Genomic DNA, 24,343 nt, shown 5'->3' with positions numbered 1-24,343 from the left:
ACGGTCATATGTTTCCGTACATAAAATCTAATGAATTGACCGTTTTCACGAATACCCTTCTTGCACATCATGCCAAGTTAGAGGTCAATCTACCCCCCTTTACTTTTTTAAAATTTCAGCTCAAAAACATCCAATCATTTTATGAAAAAAAGACCCGTAGATATTGTGGTCATTTCTGATGTTCATTTAGGAACATACGGTTGCCACGCCAAAGAACTTTTAAAATATATGAAATCTATTAAACCAAATGAGGTGATTCTCAATGGTGATATTATAGATATTTGGCAGTTTAGCAAGCGCTATTGGCCCAAATCCCACATGAAGGTAATTAAGCTTTTATTAGAATGGGTAGCGAAGGGTATTCCCGTTCATTACGTAACAGGTAACCATGACGAGCTTTTGCGCAAGTTCTCTGGAAATAGCATGGGTTCTTTAAGTATTGTCAACAAAATGGTAATTCCGCTAGAAGACAAAAAAGCATGGATTTTTCATGGTGATGTTTTTGACGTGACCATGCAACATTCTAAATGGGTTGCCAAACTGGGAGCCAAAGGTTATGACTTTTTAATACTTTTAAATAGGGCTATTAATTTCATCAGCAAAAAGCTGGGAAAGGGACCTATTTCCATGTCTAAAAAAATAAAAAACGGGGTAAAATCTGCCATAAAATTCATTAACGACTTTGAACAGATTGCGGCTGATATTGCCATAGAAAACGGATATGACTTCGTGATTTGCGGACATATTCACCAACCGGAATTACGTAAAATAAGAACCGACAAAGGCGAAGTCACGTATCTAAATTCGGGAGACTGGATAGAGAATTTGACCGCTCTAGAATACCATAAAGGAGAGTGGAAATTGTATTCATATTTAGAAGATCAACTGACCATAGACCATACAGAAGATATAAAGGAAGAAACTTTTGTCTTAGAAAAGGCAGAACTATTTCAAAACTTATTAGAAGAGTTTAGAATTAGTGGAATGACCCAACAAACCAAATGAAAGTATTATACGCAATTCAAGGAACCGGAAACGGACACTTAAGCAGAGCGCAAGATGTTATCCCAGCGCTTTTGAAACACAACATATCATTAGATATTTTGGTCAGTGGCATACAGGCAGACATTAAGTTGCCCTACCCTATTAAATACCAATTGCAAGGGCTCAGTTTTATCTTTGGTAAAAAAGGGGGCGTAGATGTGTGGAAAACCTATTACAGGGCAAATTCTATGCGTTTACAGAAAGAAATTAAAAGCATACCTGTAGACAACTACGACCTCGTTATCAATGATTTTGAACCGGTAACCGCTTGGGCATGCAAACTCAAGGGCAAACCCTGCTATAGTTTTAGTCACCAAACAGCAGTACTATCAAGTTGGGCACCAAAGCCCAAGAAAAAAGACAGAATAGGCAAATGGATCCTAAAGAATTACGCCCCTACCAGTCATCAATTCGGGTTACATTTTAAAGCTTATGAATCTACTATCTACACTCCAATAATTAGAAACGATATACGTTCTGCTTCAATTTCAAAAGGTGAACACTATACGGTGTATCTTCCCTCCTACAGTGATGAAAAATTGTTAAAATTTTTAAGCAAGATGAAAAACACTACATGGGAGGTATTCTCTAAGTATACTACCTATGCATTTTATAATAAAAACATTCAAATTAAACCGATTACCGATGAGGCCTTTGTAAAAAGCATGGCGTCAAGCAAGGGAGTGTTATGCGGAGCTGGTTTTGAAACTCCAGCAGAAAGTCTTTTCATGCAAAAAAAATTACTTGTAGTACCCATGAAAGGGCAATACGAGCAGCAATGTAATGCCGCAGCGTTATCAGATATGGGAGTTCCGATAATTAAATCGCTCAAAAAAAAGTATTTGGACAAGGTAAAGCATTGGTTAGATACCGATACCATTGTACCTGTTAATTACCCAGATGTCACAGATGATATCGTTTCTAAACTTCTAGAAGAATCCCTCGTAATTTGCTAAAAACACCATTCATTTGAAAGAACAAAAAGAATCCTTTTTGAACGCATCAGATTTTGGTAAGAATTTTATTTGGGGCGTATCAACTGCAGCATATCAAATTGAAGGCGGTTATGATGCAGATGGTAAAGGACCATCCATTTGGGATAAGTTTACCCACACCCCAAAAATGATTCATAATGGAGACCACGCAAATGTCTCCTGCGACTTTTACCATAAGTACAAGGAAGATATTCTTTTAATGAAGTCCATGAATATTGATAACTACCGTTTTTCAATATCATGGACCAGAATTTTACCTTATGGCGTTGGAACCATAAATGCCGCAGGTGTAGATTTCTATAATAAGGTAATAGACTTTTGCCTAGAAAACGAAATTACCTCTTGGGTTACCCTATATCATTGGGATTTACCTCAGATACTAGAAAACAAAGGAGGATGGACCAACAGGAACATTATTCAATGGTTTTCAGAATTCACCAAAATCTGTGCTAATGCTTTTGGCGACCGTGTAAAAAATTGGATGGTCTTGAACGAACCCATGGTCTTTACCGTTGCCGGATATTTTTTAGGAGTACATGCACCTGGAAAGAAAGGCTTAAAGAATTTTCTACCCGCTACGCACCACGCTGTTCTTTGTCAAGCAGAAGGTGGTAGAATACTTCGGAAGCTAGTACCCAATGCCAACATAGGAACCACATTTTCATGTTCGCAGATTACGCCTTACAGACAAAATGAGCGCGACAGAAAAACGGCTGTTAAAGTAGATGCCTTACTCAATCGTTTATTTATTGAGCCAGCATTTGGTCTAGGTTACCCTACAAATGAAGCTCCAGTACTAAAAAAGCTTCAACCCTACATTCAATCTACTGATATGGATGATTGTAAGTTCGATTTTGATTTTATCGGGATTCAGAACTATACGCGAGAAAAAGTAAAATACAATCTTTTGGTACCCTACATAAGAGCCAAGATTGTAAAAGCAAGTAAACGAAATGTACAGACCATGTTGATGGATTGGGAAGTGTACCCACCTAGCATTTACAATATAATTAAAAAATATAGTAACTATCCTCAGATAAAAAAAATAATTCTCACCGAGAATGGAGCCGCATTTAAAGACAAGATAGATGGTATCAACATTACCGATACGAAACGGATCAACTTTCTACACCGTTATTTAACTCAAGTTTTAAAGGCAAAAAAAGAAGGTTTAAATATACACGGTTATTTCGTGTGGACTTTTACAGATAACTTTGAATGGGCAGAAGGCTATCGCCCAAGATTCGGATTGGTTCACATTGATTTCAATACATTAAAAAGAACAATTAAAGAATCTGGAAAATGGTTTTCTAAATTCCTATCCAGCTAAAATAAAGGCACAAAAAAAGCCGATGCTCCCATCGGCTTAAGCTTTTATCCAAAAAAATATGCATCCATCTTACTTGCACTATTCAAAGGTACTGGTACGCTCTTTATTCTGTATTAAGGTAATTATACCAAATTGTTACTTTATTGAAAAGCAGGCATACCCGTAATATCGGCACCTGTAATCAACAAATGAATATCATGCGTACCCTCATAGGTAATTACGCTTTCTAAATTCATCATATGGCGCATTATACTGTATTCGCCGGTAATGCCCATACCACCAAGAACCTGTCTAGCTTCGCGAGCTATGTTAATGGCCATCTCCACATTGTTTCTTTTCGCCATAGATATTTGGGCCGAGGTAGCTCTGCCTTGATTCTTCAATTGCCCTAAACGAAAAGCCAATAATTGCGCTTTGGTAATCTCTGTAATCATTTCTGCCAGTTTCTTTTGCTGCAATTGTGTCGCAGCAATAGGTTTACCAAATTGAATTCGTTCTTTTGCATATTTTAATGCCGTATCATAGCAATCCATTGCCGCACCGATTGCTCCCCATGCAATACCAAATCTTGCAGAATCTAAACAACCTAACGGCGCCCCTAGTCCAGATTTATTTGGTAGCAGATTCTCCTTTGGAACTTTTACATTATCAAAAATCAATTCACCAGTTGCCGATGCTCTAAGTGACCATTTATTATGCGTTTCTGGCGTAGTAAATCCTTCCATACCACGTTCCACGATTAAACCGTGAATACGACCTTCTTCATTTTTGGCCCAAACTACGGCTATATCACAAAATGGTGAATTTGAAATCCAAAGTTTGGCACCGTTTAGCAAATAATGGTCGCCCATATCTTTGTACCTGGTTTCCATACCACTAGGGTTAGAACCGTGGTTAGGCTCCGTTAAACCAAAAGAACCCATCCATTCGCCAGAAGCTAATTTTGGCAAGTATTTTTTACGTTGTTCCGCTGTCCCGTAGGTATAAATTGGGTACATCACCAAAGAAGATTGTACAGATGCCGTAGAACGAACACCACTATCCCCTCTTTCAATTTCTTGCATGATGAGGCCGTAACTTATTTGATCCAACCCAGCACCACCATACTCCACCGGAATATAGGGTCCAAAAGCACCAATTTCTGCAAGACCTTTAATAATCTGCTTTGGAAACTCTGCCTTTTGGGCATATTCCTCAATGATCGGAGATATATCCCGCTTCACCCACTGGCGTGCGGCATCACGGACTAGCAAATGTTCTTCAGAAAGTAAATCGTCTAAATTGTAGTAGTCTGGTGCTTCAAATAAATCTGGTCTCATAACTATGGTTTTACCAAAGATAAATAAAGAAATACAACATTACTGATTGATTAAGTTACATTTTTAAATAAAATTCTTTGGTTAAATTCACATAATCAGTGGTATACTGATGTCTGTCACTTTCTATAATTAACTCCACTGTTTTGCATACTTTCTCTTGACGTGAAAAATTTAATAACGTTCGTTTTATAGCTGAGGTAGCATTTCCTTTTACTTGCAAGCATTCATTTAGGAACAACCCTAGACCTGAAGCCATTTCCACAAAATCATCTTTTTCCTTAAAAGGTATAATTGTGGTGAACACGCCATTTTCAGCTAATAACTTTGCTACCCCTGTTAATAGTTCGTCAAAAGGAAGAAACTCATTTTGTCTTGCCCGATCCCGCTGTACGCTTCCAGAAGTAACCGTTTCTGAATAAAATGGTGGATTACAGACGATCAATTCATATTGATCTTCAATTTCCTCTACAAACTCATCTAGTCCTGCGTGATAACAGTATAACCGATTTCCCCAAGGGGACATTTCAAAATTCTCTACACATTGCTCATAGGCATCTGCATCTATTTCTAAGGCATCAATTACCTCAGCGTTGCTTCTTTGCGCCAACATTAATGCGACCACACCTGTGCCGGCACCAATATCAAGAATAGCATTTGGGTTATGACCTACTCTAGTCCAAGCACCAAGCAGTACTCCGTCCGTCCCAATTTTCATAGCACTACGGTCTTGATTGATACTGAATTGTTTAAATCTAAAAATATTGCTCAATGCCTTCCTAATCCGTTAAATCATTCAAAATTCTACTTTTTGCATCTGCCAAATAGCTTCTACCAATGGTATATCTAATACCGCCAATTTCTACACTATTCCCTTCAACAACACTAACTTTGTCTACTGCAATAGTGTATGACCGATGAATTCTAATAAAATTATCTCCAGGAAGCTCATCGGTAAAACTACTTAGCGTTCTATGAATAATATATTTATCTGTGGGGGTGATAATTCTGATGTAATCCTTAAGGCTTTCTATAACCATAATTTCATCTAAATATATCTTCTGAAGTTTCTTTTTATCGACTTTCACAAAAATAGATGGCTTCTCATCCTTATCTGAACTACCAGAACTAGCACCTTTCTTTAGACCTATAACACGATCTACGGACTTAAAGAAACGGGGCAATGAAATTGGTTTTACCAAATAGTCTATTGCCTGAAGTTCAAAGCTTTTTAATGCGTGTTCTTCATGAGCTGTGGTCATAATAACAAATGGTTTATTATGAAGAGTGCTTAAAAACTCTAACCCATTTAGAAAAGGCATATTAATATCTAAAAACATAATATCTACTTGATGATCTCTTAAAAAAGTAGATGCATCTAAGGCATTAGAAAAAGTACCCACAAGTTGCAATTCTTTTACTCTTTCTATATAGTTTTTAATCACATTTACCGCCAATGGTTCATCATCTACTACTATTACTTTCAAAATCATACTACCTTAAGCTTTAAAAATACATTGAACATTTTATTCTCTTCGAAAATCTTTAAATCGTAATCGTTCTTACCATACCCTAACTCTAAACGTTTTTTCACATTAGATAGGCCTATTCCTCCTCTTTTCACTGGGTAAACATATTCTTTATTAACCAATGGTATAGAATTAGATACTTTAAAATCCATATAATCATTATCAACATGGATATCAATAACTATCTTCATCTCCCCAATATTTTTATTTGCGCCATGTTTAAAACAATTCTCTATAAACGGAATCAGCAACATAGGTGGGATTTTACAATTCATAAGGTCACCTGAAATATTCATATCTATCTTCAAAGAATCATCGAACCTAATACGTTCCAAATCTATATAATTTCTAATACAATTAATTTCACTCGTTAAATCTTGACGTTGCTTTTTAGTCGCATACAACAGATAGCGCATTAATTCAGATAATTTTAAAATAACCTCTGGCGCCTGATCAGATTTTTCTAAAGTTAAAGAGTATATATTATTTAAGGTATTAAAGAAAAAATGTGGAGAAACCTGCGACCTTAAAAAACGAAGTTCTGTTTTTAATTGGCGTTTTTCCAGATCATGAAGCTTACTACTCTCTCTAAGCCAATCTATTGTCAGTTTAATTGCAGTAAAGAATGAAATTACGTACACCTCGCCGATCATAGTTTGTACAGCATAACCAATGGTCAATGTACTTATTACTTCCGGCCCTTCTGGCATTACATCGGTACTCACCAAAAAATAGGTAAGATTAAACTTTACCAAGAGCATTATAAACAAGGATAAGAAAATGAATATAGTGTATTGAACGTACTTTTTTCTATAAATGAATTTGGGCATTAAGTAATACGCATTTAAATACGCCAAAAACATGTGAATAGGAAAACCAATTAAATTGGTACGTAAAGAAAGTAGAAAATCGTCATGAATAAATGTCCAACGAAAAGTATTGAAAATGAAGTAAATCGACCAAAATAGAAAATGGTGCCAAAGTTTAATATCACTTGTCCCAAAAAACTTAGGTTTGCGTAAAAACTTGATCAATCTAATATCCATCGGCTACAAACAATTTTTCTATACATAATCTGACGTTAGGCTTCATTTTTTTGTTGTTAGGCTAAAAACATTCCGATTAAAAAAAAATTTATAAATATTCAGCCTAAATATTAGAATAGCAAAAAAGGCTTAATTGTTGCTAAAAGTACTTAAAAACAACAATAGCTTAACTCCGTTTTAAAAGGAGATTAACAATAATAGGGTTTAAAATATAAAATTTAACCCTTTTTATATAGTTGTTCTAACCGGTTTAATTAGAATATAGAGGTAAAGCAACCATGTTACTTTCCAAATTCTATCACATTTAATATTGATTATGCTTAACATCCACACTATCATTAATAAAAAAAAATCCTGGTCTTACTTAAAACAAAATCATCGGAATATAAAAAAACGGTGACCCCTCTTTTATTCCTACCATAAATAGCCACCATTTTTGAGCTAAAAAAAGACGTAAGCTTTTAAACATGGTAATAAAACGGCATTAGGTATAGGTAAGTACCCTAATGGTGCTTGGAGCTTTTTGGTTATGTTGCTAATAAATTATGCTAGGATGCATAAACCGAACAAGAATAGCTCTAACGCCACATCCAAGAACATTATATAGCTTAAAAATCATACTACAATATGTTGAGCAAATGATAATAAACAACAGAAACATGCCAAAATAATTACCGTACAAACAGAGATACAGATTATAGAAAAGCATAGTTTTGACTTTTTAAAACAGAAAATTAAACCCCTTTATATTCAATTAATTATACAGACGAAAAATAGAAACCCATCATGAAACATTTAACTAAGTTCATTCCATTAGTAACATTTATTATTTTAAGTCTCTCTATTTCTTGTGAAACAAAATCACAAGAGAAAAGTAAAGAGCCTAAAACCAGTGAAAATTCGTTAAACAAAGAAAAGGACTTTAAGTTTTGGACTTGGATAACAGCAAACAAGACTAGATCAGACGAATCTTTTAACGAAGAGTTTAAAAAGTATAGCGAGAATGGTCTACAAGCTCTCTTAATTAACACTAATGGTGACCCAGAGTTACTTGCTAGATTGGTACCTATCGCCAAAAAATACAACCTAGAAGTTCATGCGTGGATGTTTACCATAAACCGTCCTGGGGATAAAATTGCAGAACAACACCCAGAATGGTATGCTGTAAGTAGAGATGGAAAATCTTGCTATGACGAACCACCTTATGTAGGGTATTATAAATGGCTTTGCCCAACACGAAAAGAATCAAGGGAACACATTCTTAGTTTAATTGAAGGATTGTCTAAAGTAGAGGGCGTAGCCAGTTTTCATTTAGATTACATTAGATATTCAGATATCTTTCTTCCTATTGGTTTGCTTCCAAAATATGATTTAAAACAAGAAACGGAACTACCAAGATATGACTTTTGCTATTGCGATGTATGCACCTCTGAATTTGAAAAATTACATCATAAAAATCCTAAAGACTTTAGCAATCCATCCATTGACATGGAATGGAAGAATTTTAGATTAAACAAAGTAAAAGCCATAGTAGACGAAGCCTATAAAATTACCCACGAAAACGGAAAGATATTGACCGCAGCCGTATTTCCTTATCCAGAAATGGCGGATCATATGGTACGTCAGCGATGGGATAAATGGAATATAGATGCTGTTTTACCTATGATATACAATAAATTTTACAACGAAGAAATTGACTGGATCGGCTATGCCACCAAACAAGGCGTAGAAGATTTAAAAGGAAGGAATACCGAATTACATACTGGTATATATGTACCACAGATGTCTGCAGAGCAATTGAAAGAAGCCATTCAACAAGCAAAAAATAATGGGGCAAACGGAGTTTCTTTCTTTGACGGACCAGCAATTACAGAGGAACAATGGCAGATAATAAAATCATCACAAAAACAGTGATTATCGTTTAATTTATAAATTTTTACGTTTTATTAACACGTTGTTAAGCTTTTCACAACAGTTATTTGTCGAAAATATTCAGCAATTGCGTCGAATAAGGCACACCTTGAGCTCGTATTTTATACAATCTAACTTAACTCAATTATTTATGAACAAAAAATTATTAAGTTTTTTGACCCTAACATTACTGTTATTTTTTCAAGCAGTAACTGGTCAAGACAAAAACGTATCCGGTGTTGTCACAGATGATACAGGATCACCTTTGCCAGGTGTTAACGTAGTTGAAAAAGGCACGTCAAATGGTACCTCCACCGATTTTGATGGAAATTATGCTATTAATGTTGATGCGAATGCAACTTTAGTTTTCTCCTCTTTAGGTTATAAGACTAAAGAAGTTAGTATTAACGGCAGATCAATCGTTAATACTTCTATCGCAGAAGACGCTAGCCAATTAGATGAAGTAGTTGTTACCGCCTTAGGTATACGAAAAGAAACCAAGGCTTTAGGCTATTCCCTAACAGAAGTTGATGCCGAGGAGATTTCGACCATTAAAACACCAAATGCGATTAACTCTTTACAGGGTAAGATTGCCGGTGTAAACATTTCCCAAAATGCAACGGGTGCTGCCGGTTCTAGTAGAGTTGTAATTAGAGGTGCAAGTTCATTATCTGGTAACAACCAACCACTTTATGTAGTTGATGGTATTCCTATCGGTAATGGAAATAATGGTTCTGCCAGTTTATGGGGAGGATCAGATGGCGGTGATGGTATTTCTAGTTTAAATCCAGACGACATCGAATCTATTTCAGTTCTTAAAGGTGGTGCTGCATCCGCATTATACGGTTCTCGTGCAGCAGGAGGTGTAATTATTGTTACTACTAAATCTGGTAAAGGTCAAGAAGGTTTTGGTGTTGAATTCAGTAGTTCCGTTACTTTTGATAAGGTAAATACGGATTTACAGGATTTTCAAACTGAATACGGACAAGGTGTTAGAGGTGTACGCCCTGGATCTCAGAGTGCAGCATTAGATGCCGGAAGCTCTTCTTGGGGAGAAGCTTTTGACGGTGTTAATTCGGTACAATTTGATGGTGTTTCTAGACCATATTCCTACAATGGAAATAATGTAGATAAATTCTACAGAAGCGGTTCAACATTAATTAACACTGTAGCCATTACAAGTGCTACTGAAAATTTAACATATAGGCTATCTGCTTCAGATTTAAACAATGAAGATGTGTTACCTAATGCGGGATTAAACAGAAAATCATTTTCTATAAACTCAAGCGCCATTTTAGCCGATAAGCTTACAAGCAGCGTCAATGCTAAATATATCATCGAAAAGGTTAAAAATAGACCTCGCCTTTCAGATTCGCCAGGTAACGCAAACTTCTCGGTTGCACTTTTACCGGGCAATATTGACGTAACTTCATTATTACCGGCAACGAATACAGATGGGTCAGAAAGATCGTTTTCATCTAACACTTTCTCTACCAATCCATATTTTGCAGCTTACAATTTCAATAATAACGATGTAAGAAATAGAATTATAGCTTCAACTTCTTTACGTTATGATATTTTAGACTGGCTTTCCTTAACTGGTAGAGTTGGTATTGACCATGATGTAATTAGAAGAACATCTGTAGAACCTTTTGGTACCGCTTACAAACCTTTAGGAGGTATTAATGAAGAAGAAAGAAGATATAACCAAGTTGATGCCGATTTAATCTTATCAGCAGAAAAAGATATTACAGACAAATTTGCTATTTCTGCCCTAGTTGGTGCTAACAACAACCACATTAAATCAGAAAATTTATTTTTAGGTGGTAATGATTTTATTGTACCAGGCTTAGAAGATATAGGTAACACTGTTACCCAATCAAGAAGCAGAGAATACTCTGAACGAAAAATAGGATCTGTTTACGGTTCTTTAGAATTATCTTATGATCGTTGGGCTTATGTAACCTTTACAGGCAGAAATGACTGGTTCTCTACTTTATCGTTCCCAGGCAAAACTACTCCTAATTCAGATTTTTATCCGTCAGTTAATGGTAGTTTAATATTATCTGAAGCTTTACCAATGCCTTCTTTTATCAACTTCTTAAAATTAAGAGGTGGTTACTCTGAAGTAGCCGGCGGTGCTCAAGATGCATATTCATTGGCTTTGACCTATGAAATTTTTGGAAATCCAATCAACAACCAACCTTTGGGTAGAATTTCTGGTAGTACCGTACCTAATGCAAATTTAGTAGCATTCAGTAAAAGCGAAACAGAAATTGGTTTGGATATGAGACTATTCAATAATAGACTTTCTTTTGACTTGGCATACTATAGTAATGAAACTACCAATGATATCGTGGATGTTGCCACTTCAGTATACTCAGGATATTCTGGTGCAAGTGCTAACTTAGGTCAAATAACCAATAAAGGATTTGAATTCTTAGTAAGTGGATCACCAATAAGAACTAATGATTTTTCATGGAATATGACCGTTAATGGAGCATATAACGAAGGTCTTGTAGTTGCTACTGATGATGTTGACTCAAGCGTTAACCTTGACGAGCCTAGAACTCAGAATGTACGTATTACCCATATCGTAGGAGAAACCTATGGTACTATCTTTGGTGTATCATACGAGCGCGATGCTAATGGAACAATTATTTATGAAATTGACGGTGATGGTGTACCAAGAGCTGTAGAAGGCGAGCGTAAAATACTAGGTGAAGGTGTACCCCCTTTAACACTCGGCTTCACAAACTCATTTAGATACAAGAACTTCAACATGAACTTCTTAATAGATGGTAAATTTGGTGGACAGATATTTTCTGGAACAAACACCACTCTATATGGTAACGGATTACATAAAAACACTTTAGAAGGAAGAGAAAATGGCTTATCCGTTTCTGGTATTGACGAAGCAACCGGTCAAGCATTTACAACTACCGTTGCTCCTGAAAACCTAGCTACATATTACGGTGAAATAGCTGACATTGCAGAGGAATTTGTTGAAGATTCAGATTATATCAAGTTCAGACAATTAAGCATAGGATATTCTTTACCAGAGAAATCTTTAGAAAATATTTTCTTAACTAATGTAAATGTTTCGCTAATCGCCTCTAACTTATTTTACATCTCAAGAAGTGTTGATAATATTGACCCAGAAAGTGCTTACACTGCAGGTAATTCTCAAGGTTTGGAATATTTTGGAGTTCCAACATCTAGGAGTTATGGTCTAACTATTAACGTAAAGTTTTAATAAAGAACTATGAAAAAATCAATATACATACTACTATTCGCACTACTTTCTGTTGGTGCATGTGATGACGGCTTTGAGGAATTAAACGTTAATCCAACAAAACCCAATCAAGTTGCAGCTAGTAATAAGCTTACTTCGGTAATGAAGTTTATATCTAGTGAGCGTTATGATAACTGGAGAGCAGGAATGATCTATCAATCAACAATGATGCAGCACGTAGCAACAACAGCTGGTTACTGGAGTGGAGATAAATATACCTGGAATAAAGGGTACGCTTCATCTCTTTTAGATCGTTATTACGAAAATGCCATTAAGACCATCGTAGACCTACAAGTTCAGTTAGACGAAGAAGAGGCACCGGAAGAAATGAAATCAATTGTTAGAATTCTACGTGTATTTGCGTTTTCAAGAATTACTGACCTATATGGTGATGTGCCTTATAGTGAAGCAGGTAAAGCTGTACTTGATGAAATATTTTTACCAAAATACGATGCGCAAAGTGAAATTTATCCTGATTTGCTAAATGAACTAGAGGAAGCTGCAGCCGCATTAGGTACTGGAACTTCTGGCTTTGGTGCTGCAGATGTTATTTATAATGGTGATCAGACTAAATGGAAAAAACTAGCAAATTCATTAATGTTGCGTTTAGGACTACGTTTGGTAAAAGTTGACCCTACCGCTTCCCAAGCATGGGTTACCAAGGCCATCGCTGGTGGAGTTATGACCTCTAATGAAGATATCTTTTATCTAACTCATGATGTTAATAATAAAAATGGTTTAGGCGAAGTATTTACTGCCGATTCTAACCCAAGAATGAGTGACACCTTTATCAACTTATTACAAGACAATAACGACCCAAGGTTGACTGTCTTAGCTTCTTTGCCTGCAGAGAAAATTATTTTCAAAGAAGATCTTCCTGATAACCCAGGCACCTATGTTGAAGACTTCAGAGAAGATAGAACTGTTGCTGAAAGGTTGGATTTTGATTCTCAAAGAGGTTTAGCCAATGGTAATGACAATGAAATGCTAAATGACCAAAATGTTGATTTAGATAATCTATTCAGTAATTTAAATGACTATTCAGAACCTAATCGCTTATTGGTTACTTCAGAAACTTCTCCGATGATTTTTCAAACATATGCAGAAGTTGAATTCATGTTAGCCGAAGCAAATGTTCGTTGGGGTCTTGCAGGAGATGCCGCCACCCATTACAACAATGGCGTTACCGCAGCAATGAAACAATTATCACTTTATGGTGATGCAGGTATCATTTCAGATTCAGATATTACCGATTACCTTACAGCAAACCCATATGACGCTAACAATGCTATAGAGCAGATTAACACACAATATTGGGTTGCCACTTTTTTAAATGAATATGAAACATTTTCTAATTGGAGAAGAACCGGTTTCCCTGTTCTTACCCCTGTAAATTATCCTGGAAATGTAACAAACGGAACAATTCCAAGAAGACTTACGTATTCTGAAAGCGAGCAAAGTAATAATCCTGATAATTATGCTGCTGCAATAGCTGCACAAGGTCCAGATGTCCTTACTACCAGAGTATGGTGGGATGTTGAATAATACTAAATGTAATTAAAACCTTACACCGTTTTAATTTATTTATGTTAATTTTTATTGAGTATGAAAAGGAGAGGAAACTCTCCTTTTTTTTGTTTAAAATAGTATCTTGTAAGCATGAAAACCAGCCATTTAGTATACATTTGTTCGTTGCTTTTTTTATGTTGTAAAGAAGCTCCTAAAGACAATAAACAGAATACAAAATTATTCACACTATTATCATCAGATGAAACCGGTGTTGGCTTCAACAATAGTATTGAAGATGATAAGAATAAAAACATCTTCGCCTATGCCAATTTCTATGGCGGTGCTGGTGTTGGCGTCGGTGATTTTAATAATGATGGACTAGAAGATATTTTCTTCGCTGGTAATATAGTTCCTGATAAATTGTATATCAACAAAGGTGATTTAACTTTTGAAGATGTTACGAAAAAAGCAGGTATTAAAAATTTTGATGGATGGTCTACCGGTGTAACGGTTGCAGACATCAATAATGACGGTTTCTTAGATATTTATGTAAGCAGAGAGCTATATGATGAAAATCCAGAATGGCGCAGAAATCTACTATACTTAAATAAAGGTGATGGTACCTTTGATGAAAAAGCTGAGGATTTTTTTATTGCAAATACCGAAAGAACTAGACATGCCACCTTTTTAGATTTTAATAAAGACGGACTCTTAGATCTTTTCCTGTTAACACAACCACCCAACCCAGGCAGTCTTTCCAAATACCACAGACCAGACAATTTAATCATCTCCCAATATGCACTGAAACTTTACAAAAACAATGGAGATACATTTGAAGACGTATCTAAAATTGCGGGTATTGACAAAACCGGTTTCCCCAATGCAGTTTCAGCAAGTGATATTAATAATGACGGATGGACAGACCTCTATATTGCCAATGATTTTTACGCTCCAGATTTTCTATTTCTCAACAATCAAGACGGTACATTTACTAGCGCAGAAAAAAGTGCTTTAAAACAAACTTCCTACTACAGTATGGGGGTTGATGTTGCCGATATCAACAATGACCAAAATTTAGATGTTTTTGTATTAGATATGGTTTCCGAGGATAACTTCAGATTAAAATCTAACATGAGCGGCATGAACATTGCTTCTTTCTGGAAGGTAGTAGAAGACGGTGGTGGCTTTCAGTATATGTACAATACCTTACAATTGAATAATGGTAACGAAACTTTCAGTAACATTGCGCAATTTACCGGCATGTCAGCAACAGATTGGAGCTGGTCTAACCTTATAGCCGACTTTAATAACGACGGATTAAAAGACACCTATGTCACCAACGGACTATTAAGAGATATTAGAAATACCGATGCCGACAAAAATGTAGCCAACTATATTAATACGACTAGAGCTAATTGGCTTCAAAAAAATCCGAATGCAAAAAATGTAAAAAGCATTTGGGATATTGTTGATCTCAAAAAAGCCGTGAGTATGGTTCCTTCCCAACCTTTAAAAAACTATGCCTACCAAAATATGGGCGATTTAGAATTTAAGAATACATCAAATGATTGGGGTTTAGACCATGAGTCGTTCTCCAATGGATCCGCCTATGCCGACCTTGACAATGATGGCGACCTAGATTTGGTGGTCAACAACATCAATAGTGAGGCCTTTATTTATAGAAACAATTCAGAAACCAACAAGAACAGTAATTACCTAAGAATTCAACTAGTTGACGAAAACAACAAACCTACCTTTGGCGTTAGAGTGAACTTATATACTTCAGAAGGCACTCAAACCTTAGAAACCACCAATGTTCGTGGCATATACTCTACGAGTGAGTCTGCCTTGCATTTCGGATTGAATAACATCGAAAAAGTTGACAGCCTATCGGTACTTTGGCCTAACGGAAAAAGTACTATCAAAAGAGGAATCCACGCAAACCAATTATTACAAATCTCTTCTAACGAATCTGAAACTATAAAAGTTAGAACTCAAAAACCGTACAAGCATCTTTTTGCAGATATGACCGATGTTTTTCCTGCAGATTTTAAACATCAAGAAAACAAGTTTGATGACTTTGAGAAGCAAGTACTTTTACCCCATAAACTCTCCCAATTTGGACCTGCATTAACTGCTGGTGATATCAATAATGACGGGTTAGATGATTTCTACATTGGCGGTGCAGCAAACCAAGCCCCAACCCTATTCATTCAACAAAAAGATGGGAATTTTAAAGAGAGTCAGACCGCTTTCTGGCAAAAAGAAGCTGGGTACGAAGATGTAGACGCCCTTTTTGTAGACATTAATAATGACGGGCTAAAAGATCTTTACGTTGTCAGTGGCGGTAACGAATATCCAAAAAATGATTTTCATTATACCGATAGGATTTACTTGAATCAAGGTAAAGACACCTTTAAAAAAGGAGCCATACTTAATTCGAGTAGAATTAGTGGGTCTATAGTAAAATCCGCAGACTATGATGGTGATGGCGATATGGACCTTTTTGTTGGTGGTAGACATACGCCACAGCAGTACCCAAATCCGTCTTCTAGTATGTTACTCATAAATGAAAACGGTCAATTATCAAATAATACTGAACACTTAGCTCCGGAATTATTGCATATTGGCATGATTACAGATGCTGTTTGGAGCGACTATGATAATGATCAAGATCTAGATTTAATGGTTGTTGGCGAATGGATGCCGATTACCACTTTTGAAAACACCAACGGCAATTTAACCAAAGTGGAAACTGAAGATTTTAAATCTAGTTATGGCTGGTGGTTCAGTATAGAACAAGGTGATTTTGATAATGATGGTGATATGGATTACATAGCTGGTAATTTAGGGCTAAACTATAAATACAAAACCAGTTCAGATAAACCTTTTGACGTGTACTATAATGACTTTGATGCCAACGGAAATGCAGACATAGTATTAGGTTATTATAATAAAGAAAAACACTACCCATTACGAGGGTTTTCATGTTCGTCTGAACAAATCCCTGCTTTAAAGAAAAAGATAGTAAAGTATGATGCCTTTGCTTCTATGGAGCTGAAAGATGTATACGGCGAAGAGAAATTAAAAAGTTCTTTGCATTACAGTGCAGACACCTTTGCTTCGGTCTACATAGAGAATTTAGGCAACGGTCAATTTAAAATGACCAACTTGCCAAATCTTGCACAGCTATCTAACCTCAACGACATGCTTGTAAGAGATTTTAATGACGATGGCGCCTTAGATGTGCTTGCTGTTGGCAATTTGTTCGTATCAGAGATAGAAACCCCAAGAAACGATGCCGGAACAGGAATTTTATTGCTTGGAAATGGAAAAGGTGCTTTCACCGCCCAACGAGGATCAGAAGTAGGATTCTTTGCAGCTAAAGATGCTAAAAAACTAGTTACTATAAGCAATGTTCAAAATGACTATTTCTTAGTAGGTAATAACAATGACATATTACAATTTTTCGAGCTACAGAAAAACTGATTAGTCTATTCGCCCTGCAGACCTTGTTTCATTCCCCTCCATATCTAGCAGTGAGTCGCCTAATTTTTCACGCATATCATCCGCTAACTTCTGAATGGTTTTTACCACTTTTGGGTTAGCTGATGCTACATTGGTCGTCTCACTTTCATCAATTTCCAAATTGTAAAGTTCAATCTGCTCCAAATCAATCATCTTATATTCTCCAGGCAAACCATCTTTTCCGGGTGTTTGACCATTCATGGTTCTATATCGATGTGGAAAGTACAGTTTCCATTTCCCATAGCGCACACCAAACAACTCGTTTACCCTATAATAAAAGAAATAAGCTTCTTGCGGACTCTCATCTGTCTTACCTGTAAATAAAGACCAAGCGCTTTTACCGTCAATCTTTTTTTCAGGTAATTGAGCGTTGGTTAGTTCGGCAATGGATGGTAAAATATCAATCGCCATTACAGGCGCTTCAATTGTTTTTCCCGCTTTTATTCCTTTTGGATATTTTATGATGAATGGCTCTCGTTGCCCACCTTCCCATCCGGTACCTTTGCCTTCCCTAAATGGTAAAGCACTGCCAGAGTGATTTCCGTATGCTAACCAAGGTCCGTTATCAGAAGTAAAAATAATCAGCGTATTATCGGTAAGTCCGTTTTTATCTACAGCCTTTATAATTTCACCAACAGACCAATCCAGTTCCATAATAACATCACCATACATACCTCTTTTAGATTTTCCCTTGAATTTATCCGAAACGAATAAAGGTACATGGGGTTGCGGATGCGGAACATACAAAAAGAACGGATTCTCTTTATTGCGGTTTATAAAATCAACACTACGCTCGGTAATCTTAGTAGTTAAATTCGTTTGATCCGTTAAGGTATCAATCACTTTCTGATTCTCATACAAAGGCAACGGCCCAAAATCAAAAATAGGACCTTGCTGCGGGTGTAGCGGCCACATATCATTGGAATAAGGGATTCCAAAATACTCGTCAAAACCTTGATTGTTCGGCATAAATTCTTGGGCATCTCCCAAATGCCATTTACCAAAAATAGCTGTGGCATAGCCTTCTGCTTTCAACATTTCTGCCAGCGTTGTTTCATCAGTATTCAACCCTACTTTACTGTTGGGCATAAAGGCATTATGAATTCCTATTCTATTAGGGTACGATCCGGTTAAAATACCAGCTCTTGAAGCTGAACATACGGCTTGTGCAGCATAAAAATGCGTAAGTTTGGCTCCGTCTGCAGCCATTTGATCTAAGTTGGGTGTATCAATATCATCCGCTCCAAAAACGCCAACATCATTATAACCTTGATCGTCTGTGAAAATCAAAATTATATTTGGCCTATTTTTTTCTTCAATCTTAGTATTCTGAGCTTTTAAAGTGTTAGAGAACACCATAAATAAAAATACAAAGCAAAACGATTTTAAACTCATTAGTTTAGTTTTTAATTTTCATAAATTACATATTCCATTGCGGTTCAAAGCAATTAATTCAGTACCACCTCATCAATGAATATCCAACTTTTACCACCTGGATCTGTGTGCCAATCAGGATTCTTCAACGGACTCTTTATAGATAGTTTTACAAATTTAGCATCCGTCGTAGGAATGTCCAGATCGAAAAAAGTAAGTTTTACTTCGGCATTTGGTTCTTCATTCCCCAGGTCTTTTCTTCCTACTTCTTTAAAATTAGTACCATTATTAGAAACGGACACCACAAAAGATGTAGGATAAAAAATCCAACTTGCAGGTGCTGACAATGCACCAATAGATACTTTTGAGATAGCATTCTTTTCTTTCAACTCCACTACTGCGTTCAAATGCTTGCCTTCAAAACCCAACCAATTGCCATCTACAAAATTTATGGAACCTCTTTTTTGATCCATTAGGGTTTTCCCCTCTTGCCCCTTATACTTTTCGTTAGGAACTGACAGTAAATCTACATTTGCATATGCTATATTATTTTTTATAAAGGTACGCTCGGCACTATGACTTGGTTTCCACTCCTTTTTTATTGCAATAGCCTTCACGTTTGCGGTTGTTTTAAGAGTAATCTCGCCTTCATATTTCAGGGAAGATGCTGTTGGTTCAGAACCGTTAAGCGTGTAATATATTTCTGAACCATCAAAAAGACTTTCAATGGCTATGGTTAAAGAATCGCTAAAAAAACTACGTTCACTAATAATTGTTGGCGGATCCAACACGGTTGCTTTGAATACATCTGCTCCAATTTGCTGAATAGTCACATTCGGTAAATTTTGCTGCAACTGAGCCAATCCGTCTTCAGAAACATCGGTTTTCCATAAATAAATATTTTTAAGCCTTTTGTTTTCTTTCAATGCAGGCACTACATTATCTGTCACTGCCGTACCATATAAATTCAATGATTCTAACCATTCAAAATCGCCAAGATGTTTACCAATGGCATCCGTAACATTCGTATGCTGCAGTTTTAATTTCAGTAAATTCTTAAATGGCTTTAATTCTGACATTAAATCATCGTTGAAATTGCTGAACCCTAAATCTAGCTCTACAATATTGGCAGCGTATTCCTCCAAAACTTCTAAAGATGCTTCAGAAACAGAATTCATACTAGCCATATTCACTATTAGCAAATGATTTTCGTTTGATAATGTTTGTACAGATATTCCGGCAGCCCTAACATTTTGCAACCATTCTTGAGGAACTTCAATGGCGCCTTTGGTTAATACGGCAATTGCAGAAGTATCTTGCTCTAGCGTAGTCAAAATAGTCATCATCTCCCCTTCACTCGGCAGTTCGTTCACCTTGCATTCAAAGCAATTTTTATTGGCTATCCACCATTCTAACAATGCCTTTTCATTATTGGTCAACTGAGCCTTTCCTTTTGGCGGCATATGATCATCATTATCTAAAGGAAGATGAACCCTTTCTAAAAATAATGATTGCTCGTGACCAGAAATTGTATCCAATAAGCTACCTGTATCACCACCTTTAAGTATCTCTTTTGGTGTACTCATTAATAATCCGCCTTTAGCTTTATTTGCATTATGGCAGCTTACACATTTATCATTTAAAATAGGTTGAATTACTTGAGCATATACCTGAGCCTCTTGTATATTCGTAATGATTAGTTCCTCTTTTTCCTCAATGAACAAATAATTTTCGCCATGGGTCATGTTACCCCCAAAATGACCGGTAAGACTTATCAGCGCCAACACTACTAAAAACGTTGGAATATAGGTCTTTCTTACCCAAGCTATGTTGCTTCGTTTTACCAAATAAAGTAGAATAGCGGTCACGGTAAAGGCAACTGCCATCCATCTATGAAGAAAAAGGGAATCTGCATCATAGCCGCTTTCTTCACCCAATAACCAACCTGTCCCTAGTGATAATAATGCCGTAACGCCAGCTACTAAAAGTGTAAATTCTATTACCTCATGGAAAGACTCTTTTGACCTTAACCTACTATACACCTCCAAAACAAAGGCAAGCATAATGATCCCTATGGGCAAATGAACAAAAAGTGGATGAAGGTGCCCTATTTGTATTCCTAATTGAATCATGCTATTGTATAATTATTTCATCTATAAAAACCCAAGGTATTGTTCCTTTTCCTTGATGCCATTGTGGTATTTCGCTAAGCGGATAAATGATTACTTTCAAAGCATCATAATTGTCTTTGTTGATAGGCACACTTAAAAATGTGGCACTATTCAATGATTCGTTTGCGCTCTTAGCAAACGTCATTTTCCCAACTAATTTATCCCCATGAAAAACTTCGACCTTTCCCGGTGCAAATATCCAATTTGATTGATTGGTCAATGCACTGACCACAATTTTGTTGACAACACTATTTTTTTTAAGCTGAAGCGATGCGGATATCTTTTCCGTTTGATACCCCAACCACTGTTTATCTCCACCAAACTGGGCGCTTCCTTTCTTTAGGTCTATTAATCCTGCAGTTCCCATTCCTGAATATTTCTCACTGGGAGCTGGAATAATTTCTATCTGCTGAATAACATTTTTCTGTGCAATTTTTATCACTTCTAATTCAACTTCATCACTCTCCATATAATCTGGATGAAACATTTTAGCCTTGATTACGGCACTTTCGGTAATTTCAAAAGGTTCGGTAAATACTTTTGCATTTTTATTTACAGAACTGCCATCTAACGTATATTTTATCATTGAATTTGGCATATCCAATCCAAAATTCAGTGTAATATCCGAATCAAAAAATATGGACGAAACTTGAATTCGAGGGTTAGATAATTGAAACATCTCAGTCGGAGCATAAATTGTGTTTTGAGAAAAACCAGCTTGGCACGACATCAATATTGCAAATATAGAATAGAGTGTACGTTTCATCATATTCTATTTAGTTTTATAGGATATGTCTTTCCAGAATTCCACTGGGCAACATACATATTATCGTCATCATCTACACACACATCATGTGGGTGTGTAAATATTTTAATGGATTGATACATAGGTTCCAATCCGTTTTCACCATATATGGGAGTACATCCGCCGGGTGCAGAAATCAATTTGTTTTCCTTATCCAGTATTGAAATAAATCCTGAACCATCAGACCCATCACCAGACCAAATCGTTGCCAGGTACACATTATCACCCTTAATTACCGGTCTACAGATATAAGCCCCCGGTAAATCTATGCTTTCAATAAATTTACCATCCATAGTAAAACGCTTCAACTTATTTTGTTGTCTGGCCGTAATCAAAAGCTCTGGTGTTTTACCGCCTCTTGTATCTATACAAATACCGTGGGCATTATTAAAAAGGTGATTTGCATCGCCTTTACCTCCAAAAGTCTGCAACAATTCTCCTTTTGCATTGTAGCGCATTATGTATTGAGCACCATAACCATCGGCAATATAGACATCTCCGTTTTCAGCAATAGTCGTTTCTGTGGGTATGTATTGTTCTTTAGCCGTATATTTTCCTGATTCCTTCGGATATGAAAAAACTTGCACCACCTTACCGTCTATTGTGGTTTTAATCACCTCATGACGATTGTTATCGGCTATGTACAGAAAGTCCTCTCCATTTTCAACGTTGAGGGTTAGTCCGTGTGCACCGGGATAATCCGTACCCCAAGTTTCCAACAAATTACCCGAACGATCATAAACGATGATATTGTTTTTGGTGTGATTGGTTAGCAACAAAATTCTGCCTTTAGAATCTTGTACCATTTCGTGACAATCGTTCACAGGGTAATAATTAGGGTTCAGAGCGCCCCAATTTAAATCAATCTTGTATTGATGACTACCGTGACCAACAATGGCATCTTTATATGCTAATATACTTGCGCCCACAGAAGAGCACGTTAGTATTCCCGCAGATGCAGCGGCTGTATTTTTAATAAATGTTCTTCTTTGCATTACGATAAAATATCTTTAACCACATGACCCTCAACATCGGTAAGCCTAAAACGTCTACCCTGATATTTATACGTGAATTTCTCGTGGTCAATTCCCAATTGATGCAGCATGGTAGCCTGAAAATCGTGCACATGCACCGGGTTTTTGGTAATATTATATCCGAAATCATCGGTTTCACCATAAACGATACCCGGTTTTATACCGCCACCGGCCATCCACATGGTAAAGCATCTTGGGTGGTGATCTCTACCATAATTAGTATCGGTCAACAAACCTTGAGAGTAGTTGGTTCTACCAAATTCTCCGCCCCAAACAACTAAAGTATCTTCTAGCATACCTCGTTGTTTTAAATCTGCAACTAAAGCCGCAGACGCTTGATCTACATCTTTAGCCTGTTTCTCTATTGCACCGGGTAAATTATCATGCTGATCCCATCCCATATGGTATAATTGAATAAAACGCACATCTTTCTCTGCCAATCTTCTTGCTAAAAGACAGTTTGCTGCGAACGTACCCGGTATTTTAGCATCAGAACCGTACATTTTATAAATATAATCTGGCTCCCCTTCGGTATTCATTACTTCAGGTACAGAAGTCTGCATTCTGTATGCCATTTCATATTGGGAAATTCTACTCTGAATTTCTGGGTCATTAGATTCTTGGTAATGCTGATCGTTCAGTTCTGCCAATTTATCTAGCATAGACCTTTTTACATCTGCCGTAGTCCCCTTTGGATCATTTAAATATAAAACGGGATCTTTTGCCGCTCTAAACTGTACCCCTTGGTGTAGGGAATGTAAAAATCCGTTCCCCCAAAGACGTGTATACAACGGTTGTCCGTTGGGTCTACCAGAACCTCTAGAGAGAAGTACCGTAAACGCAGGCAGGTTTTCATTCTCACTACCTAAACCATAACTTAGCCACGAGCCAATACTTGGTCTGCCCGGTTGCTGTGATCCTGTTTGAAAAAACGTAACCGCAGGGTCATGATTAATCGCTTCCGTATACATTGATTTTACAATACAGATATCATCCACAATTTTAGCCGTGTACGGCAATAAGTCACTGATATGCGTACCATTTTTACCGTATTGTTGAAATCCGAAATTAGACCCTACTAAAGGAAATCTATCTTGACCAGAAGTCATACCGGTTAAACGTTGCCCGTTTCTTATAGACTCCGGTAAATCCTCTCCTCTCCGTTTATTTAAAAGCGGTTTATAATCAAACAGCTCCAATTGCGATGGACCACCACTTTGAAACAAATAGATTACTCTTTTTATTTTTGAAGGATGATGTAGGGAATCCAATACGCCCTTCACTCCTGTAGGTCCGCTATCGGCTGTATACAATCCGTTTTCTCCTTTTCTAAATAAATTAGTTCCTAACAAGGATGCCAATCCAATTCCGCCAACCCCCATTGCCGCTTTTCCTAAAAAAGAACGTCTATTTAAAATTAGAGACCGCTCCTCAACAATTTTTTTTTCGCTCATAA

General features: G+C 36.7%; 16 protein-coding genes. 7 read left to right on the top strand and 9 right to left on the bottom strand.

All coding sequences use genetic code 11. The annotated features are described in order from the left end of the window. Positions 1-141: 141 nt before the first annotated feature. From BW936_RS04665 to BW936_RS04655, 3 genes are read left to right on the top strand one after another with little or no spacing between them, the layout of a single operon-like run. Positions 142-1,005 (top strand): UDP-2,3-diacylglucosamine diphosphatase, encoded by an 864-nt coding sequence (locus tag BW936_RS04665; RefSeq protein ID WP_076547133.1) that lies wholly within the window; start codon positions 142-144, stop codon positions 1,003-1,005. Then, positions 1,002-2,000 (top strand): glycosyltransferase family protein, encoded by a 999-nt coding sequence (locus BW936_RS04660; RefSeq protein ID WP_076547132.1) that lies wholly within the window; start codon positions 1,002-1,004, stop codon positions 1,998-2,000. The genes BW936_RS04665 and BW936_RS04660 overlap by 4 nt, the downstream gene beginning before the upstream one ends. A gap of 13 nt (positions 2,001-2,013) precedes the next feature. Beyond that, on the top strand, positions 2,014-3,369 hold the full coding sequence (locus BW936_RS04655; protein WP_076547131.1) for a GH1 family beta-glucosidase: 1,356 nt from the start codon (positions 2,014-2,016) through the stop codon (positions 3,367-3,369). Positions 3,370-3,509: 140 nt separating this feature from the next. Here BW936_RS04655 and BW936_RS04650 read toward each other — a convergent pair whose 3' ends face one another. The 4 genes from BW936_RS04650 to BW936_RS04635 form a co-directional block, all read right to left on the bottom strand. Beyond that, the gene (locus tag BW936_RS04650) at positions 3,510-4,688 is read right to left on the bottom strand and encodes an acyl-CoA dehydrogenase family protein (protein ID WP_076547130.1); all 1,179 of its coding nucleotides are present in this window, start codon (positions 4,686-4,688) and stop codon (positions 3,510-3,512) included. 55 nt (positions 4,689-4,743) lie between these two features. Then, positions 4,744-5,403 (bottom strand): tRNA1(Val) (adenine(37)-N6)-methyltransferase, encoded by a 660-nt coding sequence (locus BW936_RS04645; RefSeq protein WP_084181973.1) that lies wholly within the window; start codon positions 5,401-5,403, stop codon positions 4,744-4,746. A gap of 61 nt (positions 5,404-5,464) precedes the next feature. Beyond that, the gene (locus BW936_RS04640; RefSeq protein ID WP_076547128.1) at positions 5,465-6,178 is read right to left on the bottom strand and encodes a LytR/AlgR family response regulator transcription factor; all 714 of its coding nucleotides are present in this window, start codon (positions 6,176-6,178) and stop codon (positions 5,465-5,467) included. After that, positions 6,175-7,260 (bottom strand): sensor histidine kinase, encoded by a 1,086-nt coding sequence (locus BW936_RS04635; protein WP_076547127.1) that lies wholly within the window; start codon positions 7,258-7,260, stop codon positions 6,175-6,177. The genes BW936_RS04640 and BW936_RS04635 overlap by 4 nt, the downstream gene beginning before the upstream one ends. 786 nt (positions 7,261-8,046) lie before the next feature. Between BW936_RS04635 and BW936_RS04630 the strand changes: the two genes are divergently transcribed. The 4 genes from BW936_RS04630 to BW936_RS04615 all read left to right on the top strand — a co-directional run bounded on the left by BW936_RS04630 (position 8,047) and on the right by BW936_RS04615 (position 17,464). Next, positions 8,047-9,174 (top strand): family 10 glycosylhydrolase, encoded by a 1,128-nt coding sequence (locus BW936_RS04630; protein ID WP_076547126.1) that lies wholly within the window; start codon positions 8,047-8,049, stop codon positions 9,172-9,174. Positions 9,175-9,322: 148 nt separating this feature from the next. Further along, positions 9,323-12,427 carry a SusC/RagA family TonB-linked outer membrane protein gene (locus BW936_RS04625; protein ID WP_076547125.1) on the top strand — a complete coding sequence of 1,035 codons (3,105 nt, stop codon included), beginning with the start codon at positions 9,323-9,325 and terminating at the stop codon, positions 12,425-12,427. Between the two features lie 9 nt (positions 12,428-12,436). Further along, positions 12,437-14,011, top strand: a complete 1,575-nt coding sequence (locus BW936_RS04620) for a SusD/RagB family nutrient-binding outer membrane lipoprotein (protein WP_076547124.1) — start codon at positions 12,437-12,439, stop codon at positions 14,009-14,011. A gap of 114 nt (positions 14,012-14,125) precedes the next feature. Next, on the top strand, positions 14,126-17,464 hold the full coding sequence (locus BW936_RS04615) for a VCBS repeat-containing protein (protein ID WP_076547123.1): 3,339 nt from the start codon (positions 14,126-14,128) through the stop codon (positions 17,462-17,464). Here the strand turns inward: BW936_RS04615 and BW936_RS04610 are convergent, their stop codons facing one another. From BW936_RS04610 to BW936_RS04590, 5 genes are read right to left on the bottom strand one after another with little or no spacing between them, the layout of a single operon-like run. Continuing rightward, entirely contained in the window at positions 17,465-18,898 is a 1,434-nt protein-coding gene (locus BW936_RS04610) for a sulfatase family protein (protein WP_076547122.1), read from the bottom strand. 53 nt (positions 18,899-18,951) lie between these two features. Beyond that, the gene (locus tag BW936_RS04605; RefSeq protein WP_076547121.1) at positions 18,952-21,009 is read right to left on the bottom strand and encodes a chitobiase/beta-hexosaminidase C-terminal domain-containing protein; all 2,058 of its coding nucleotides are present in this window, start codon (positions 21,007-21,009) and stop codon (positions 18,952-18,954) included. A gap of 1 nt (position 21,010) precedes the next feature. Further along, a complete protein-coding gene (locus BW936_RS04600) occupies positions 21,011-21,817 on the bottom strand; it encodes a chitobiase/beta-hexosaminidase C-terminal domain-containing protein (protein ID WP_084181972.1) in 807 nt (268 codons plus the stop codon). Continuing rightward, a complete protein-coding gene (locus BW936_RS04595; RefSeq protein WP_076547119.1) occupies positions 21,814-22,848 on the bottom strand; it encodes an NHL repeat-containing protein in 1,035 nt (344 codons plus the stop codon). The genes BW936_RS04600 and BW936_RS04595 overlap by 4 nt, the downstream gene beginning before the upstream one ends. After that, on the bottom strand, positions 22,848-24,341 hold the full coding sequence (locus tag BW936_RS04590; protein ID WP_076547118.1) for a DUF1501 domain-containing protein: 1,494 nt from the start codon (positions 24,339-24,341) through the stop codon (positions 22,848-22,850). The genes BW936_RS04595 and BW936_RS04590 overlap by 1 nt, the downstream gene beginning before the upstream one ends. Positions 24,342-24,343 lie beyond the last annotated feature (2 nt).

The organism is Maribacter ulvicola (assembly GCF_900155985.1).
GTDB lineage: Bacteria > Bacteroidota > Bacteroidia > Flavobacteriales > Flavobacteriaceae > Maribacter > Maribacter ulvicola.
Note: the sequence above shows the minus strand (reverse complement) of the source record. Positions and strands in the feature narration are given on the sequence as shown.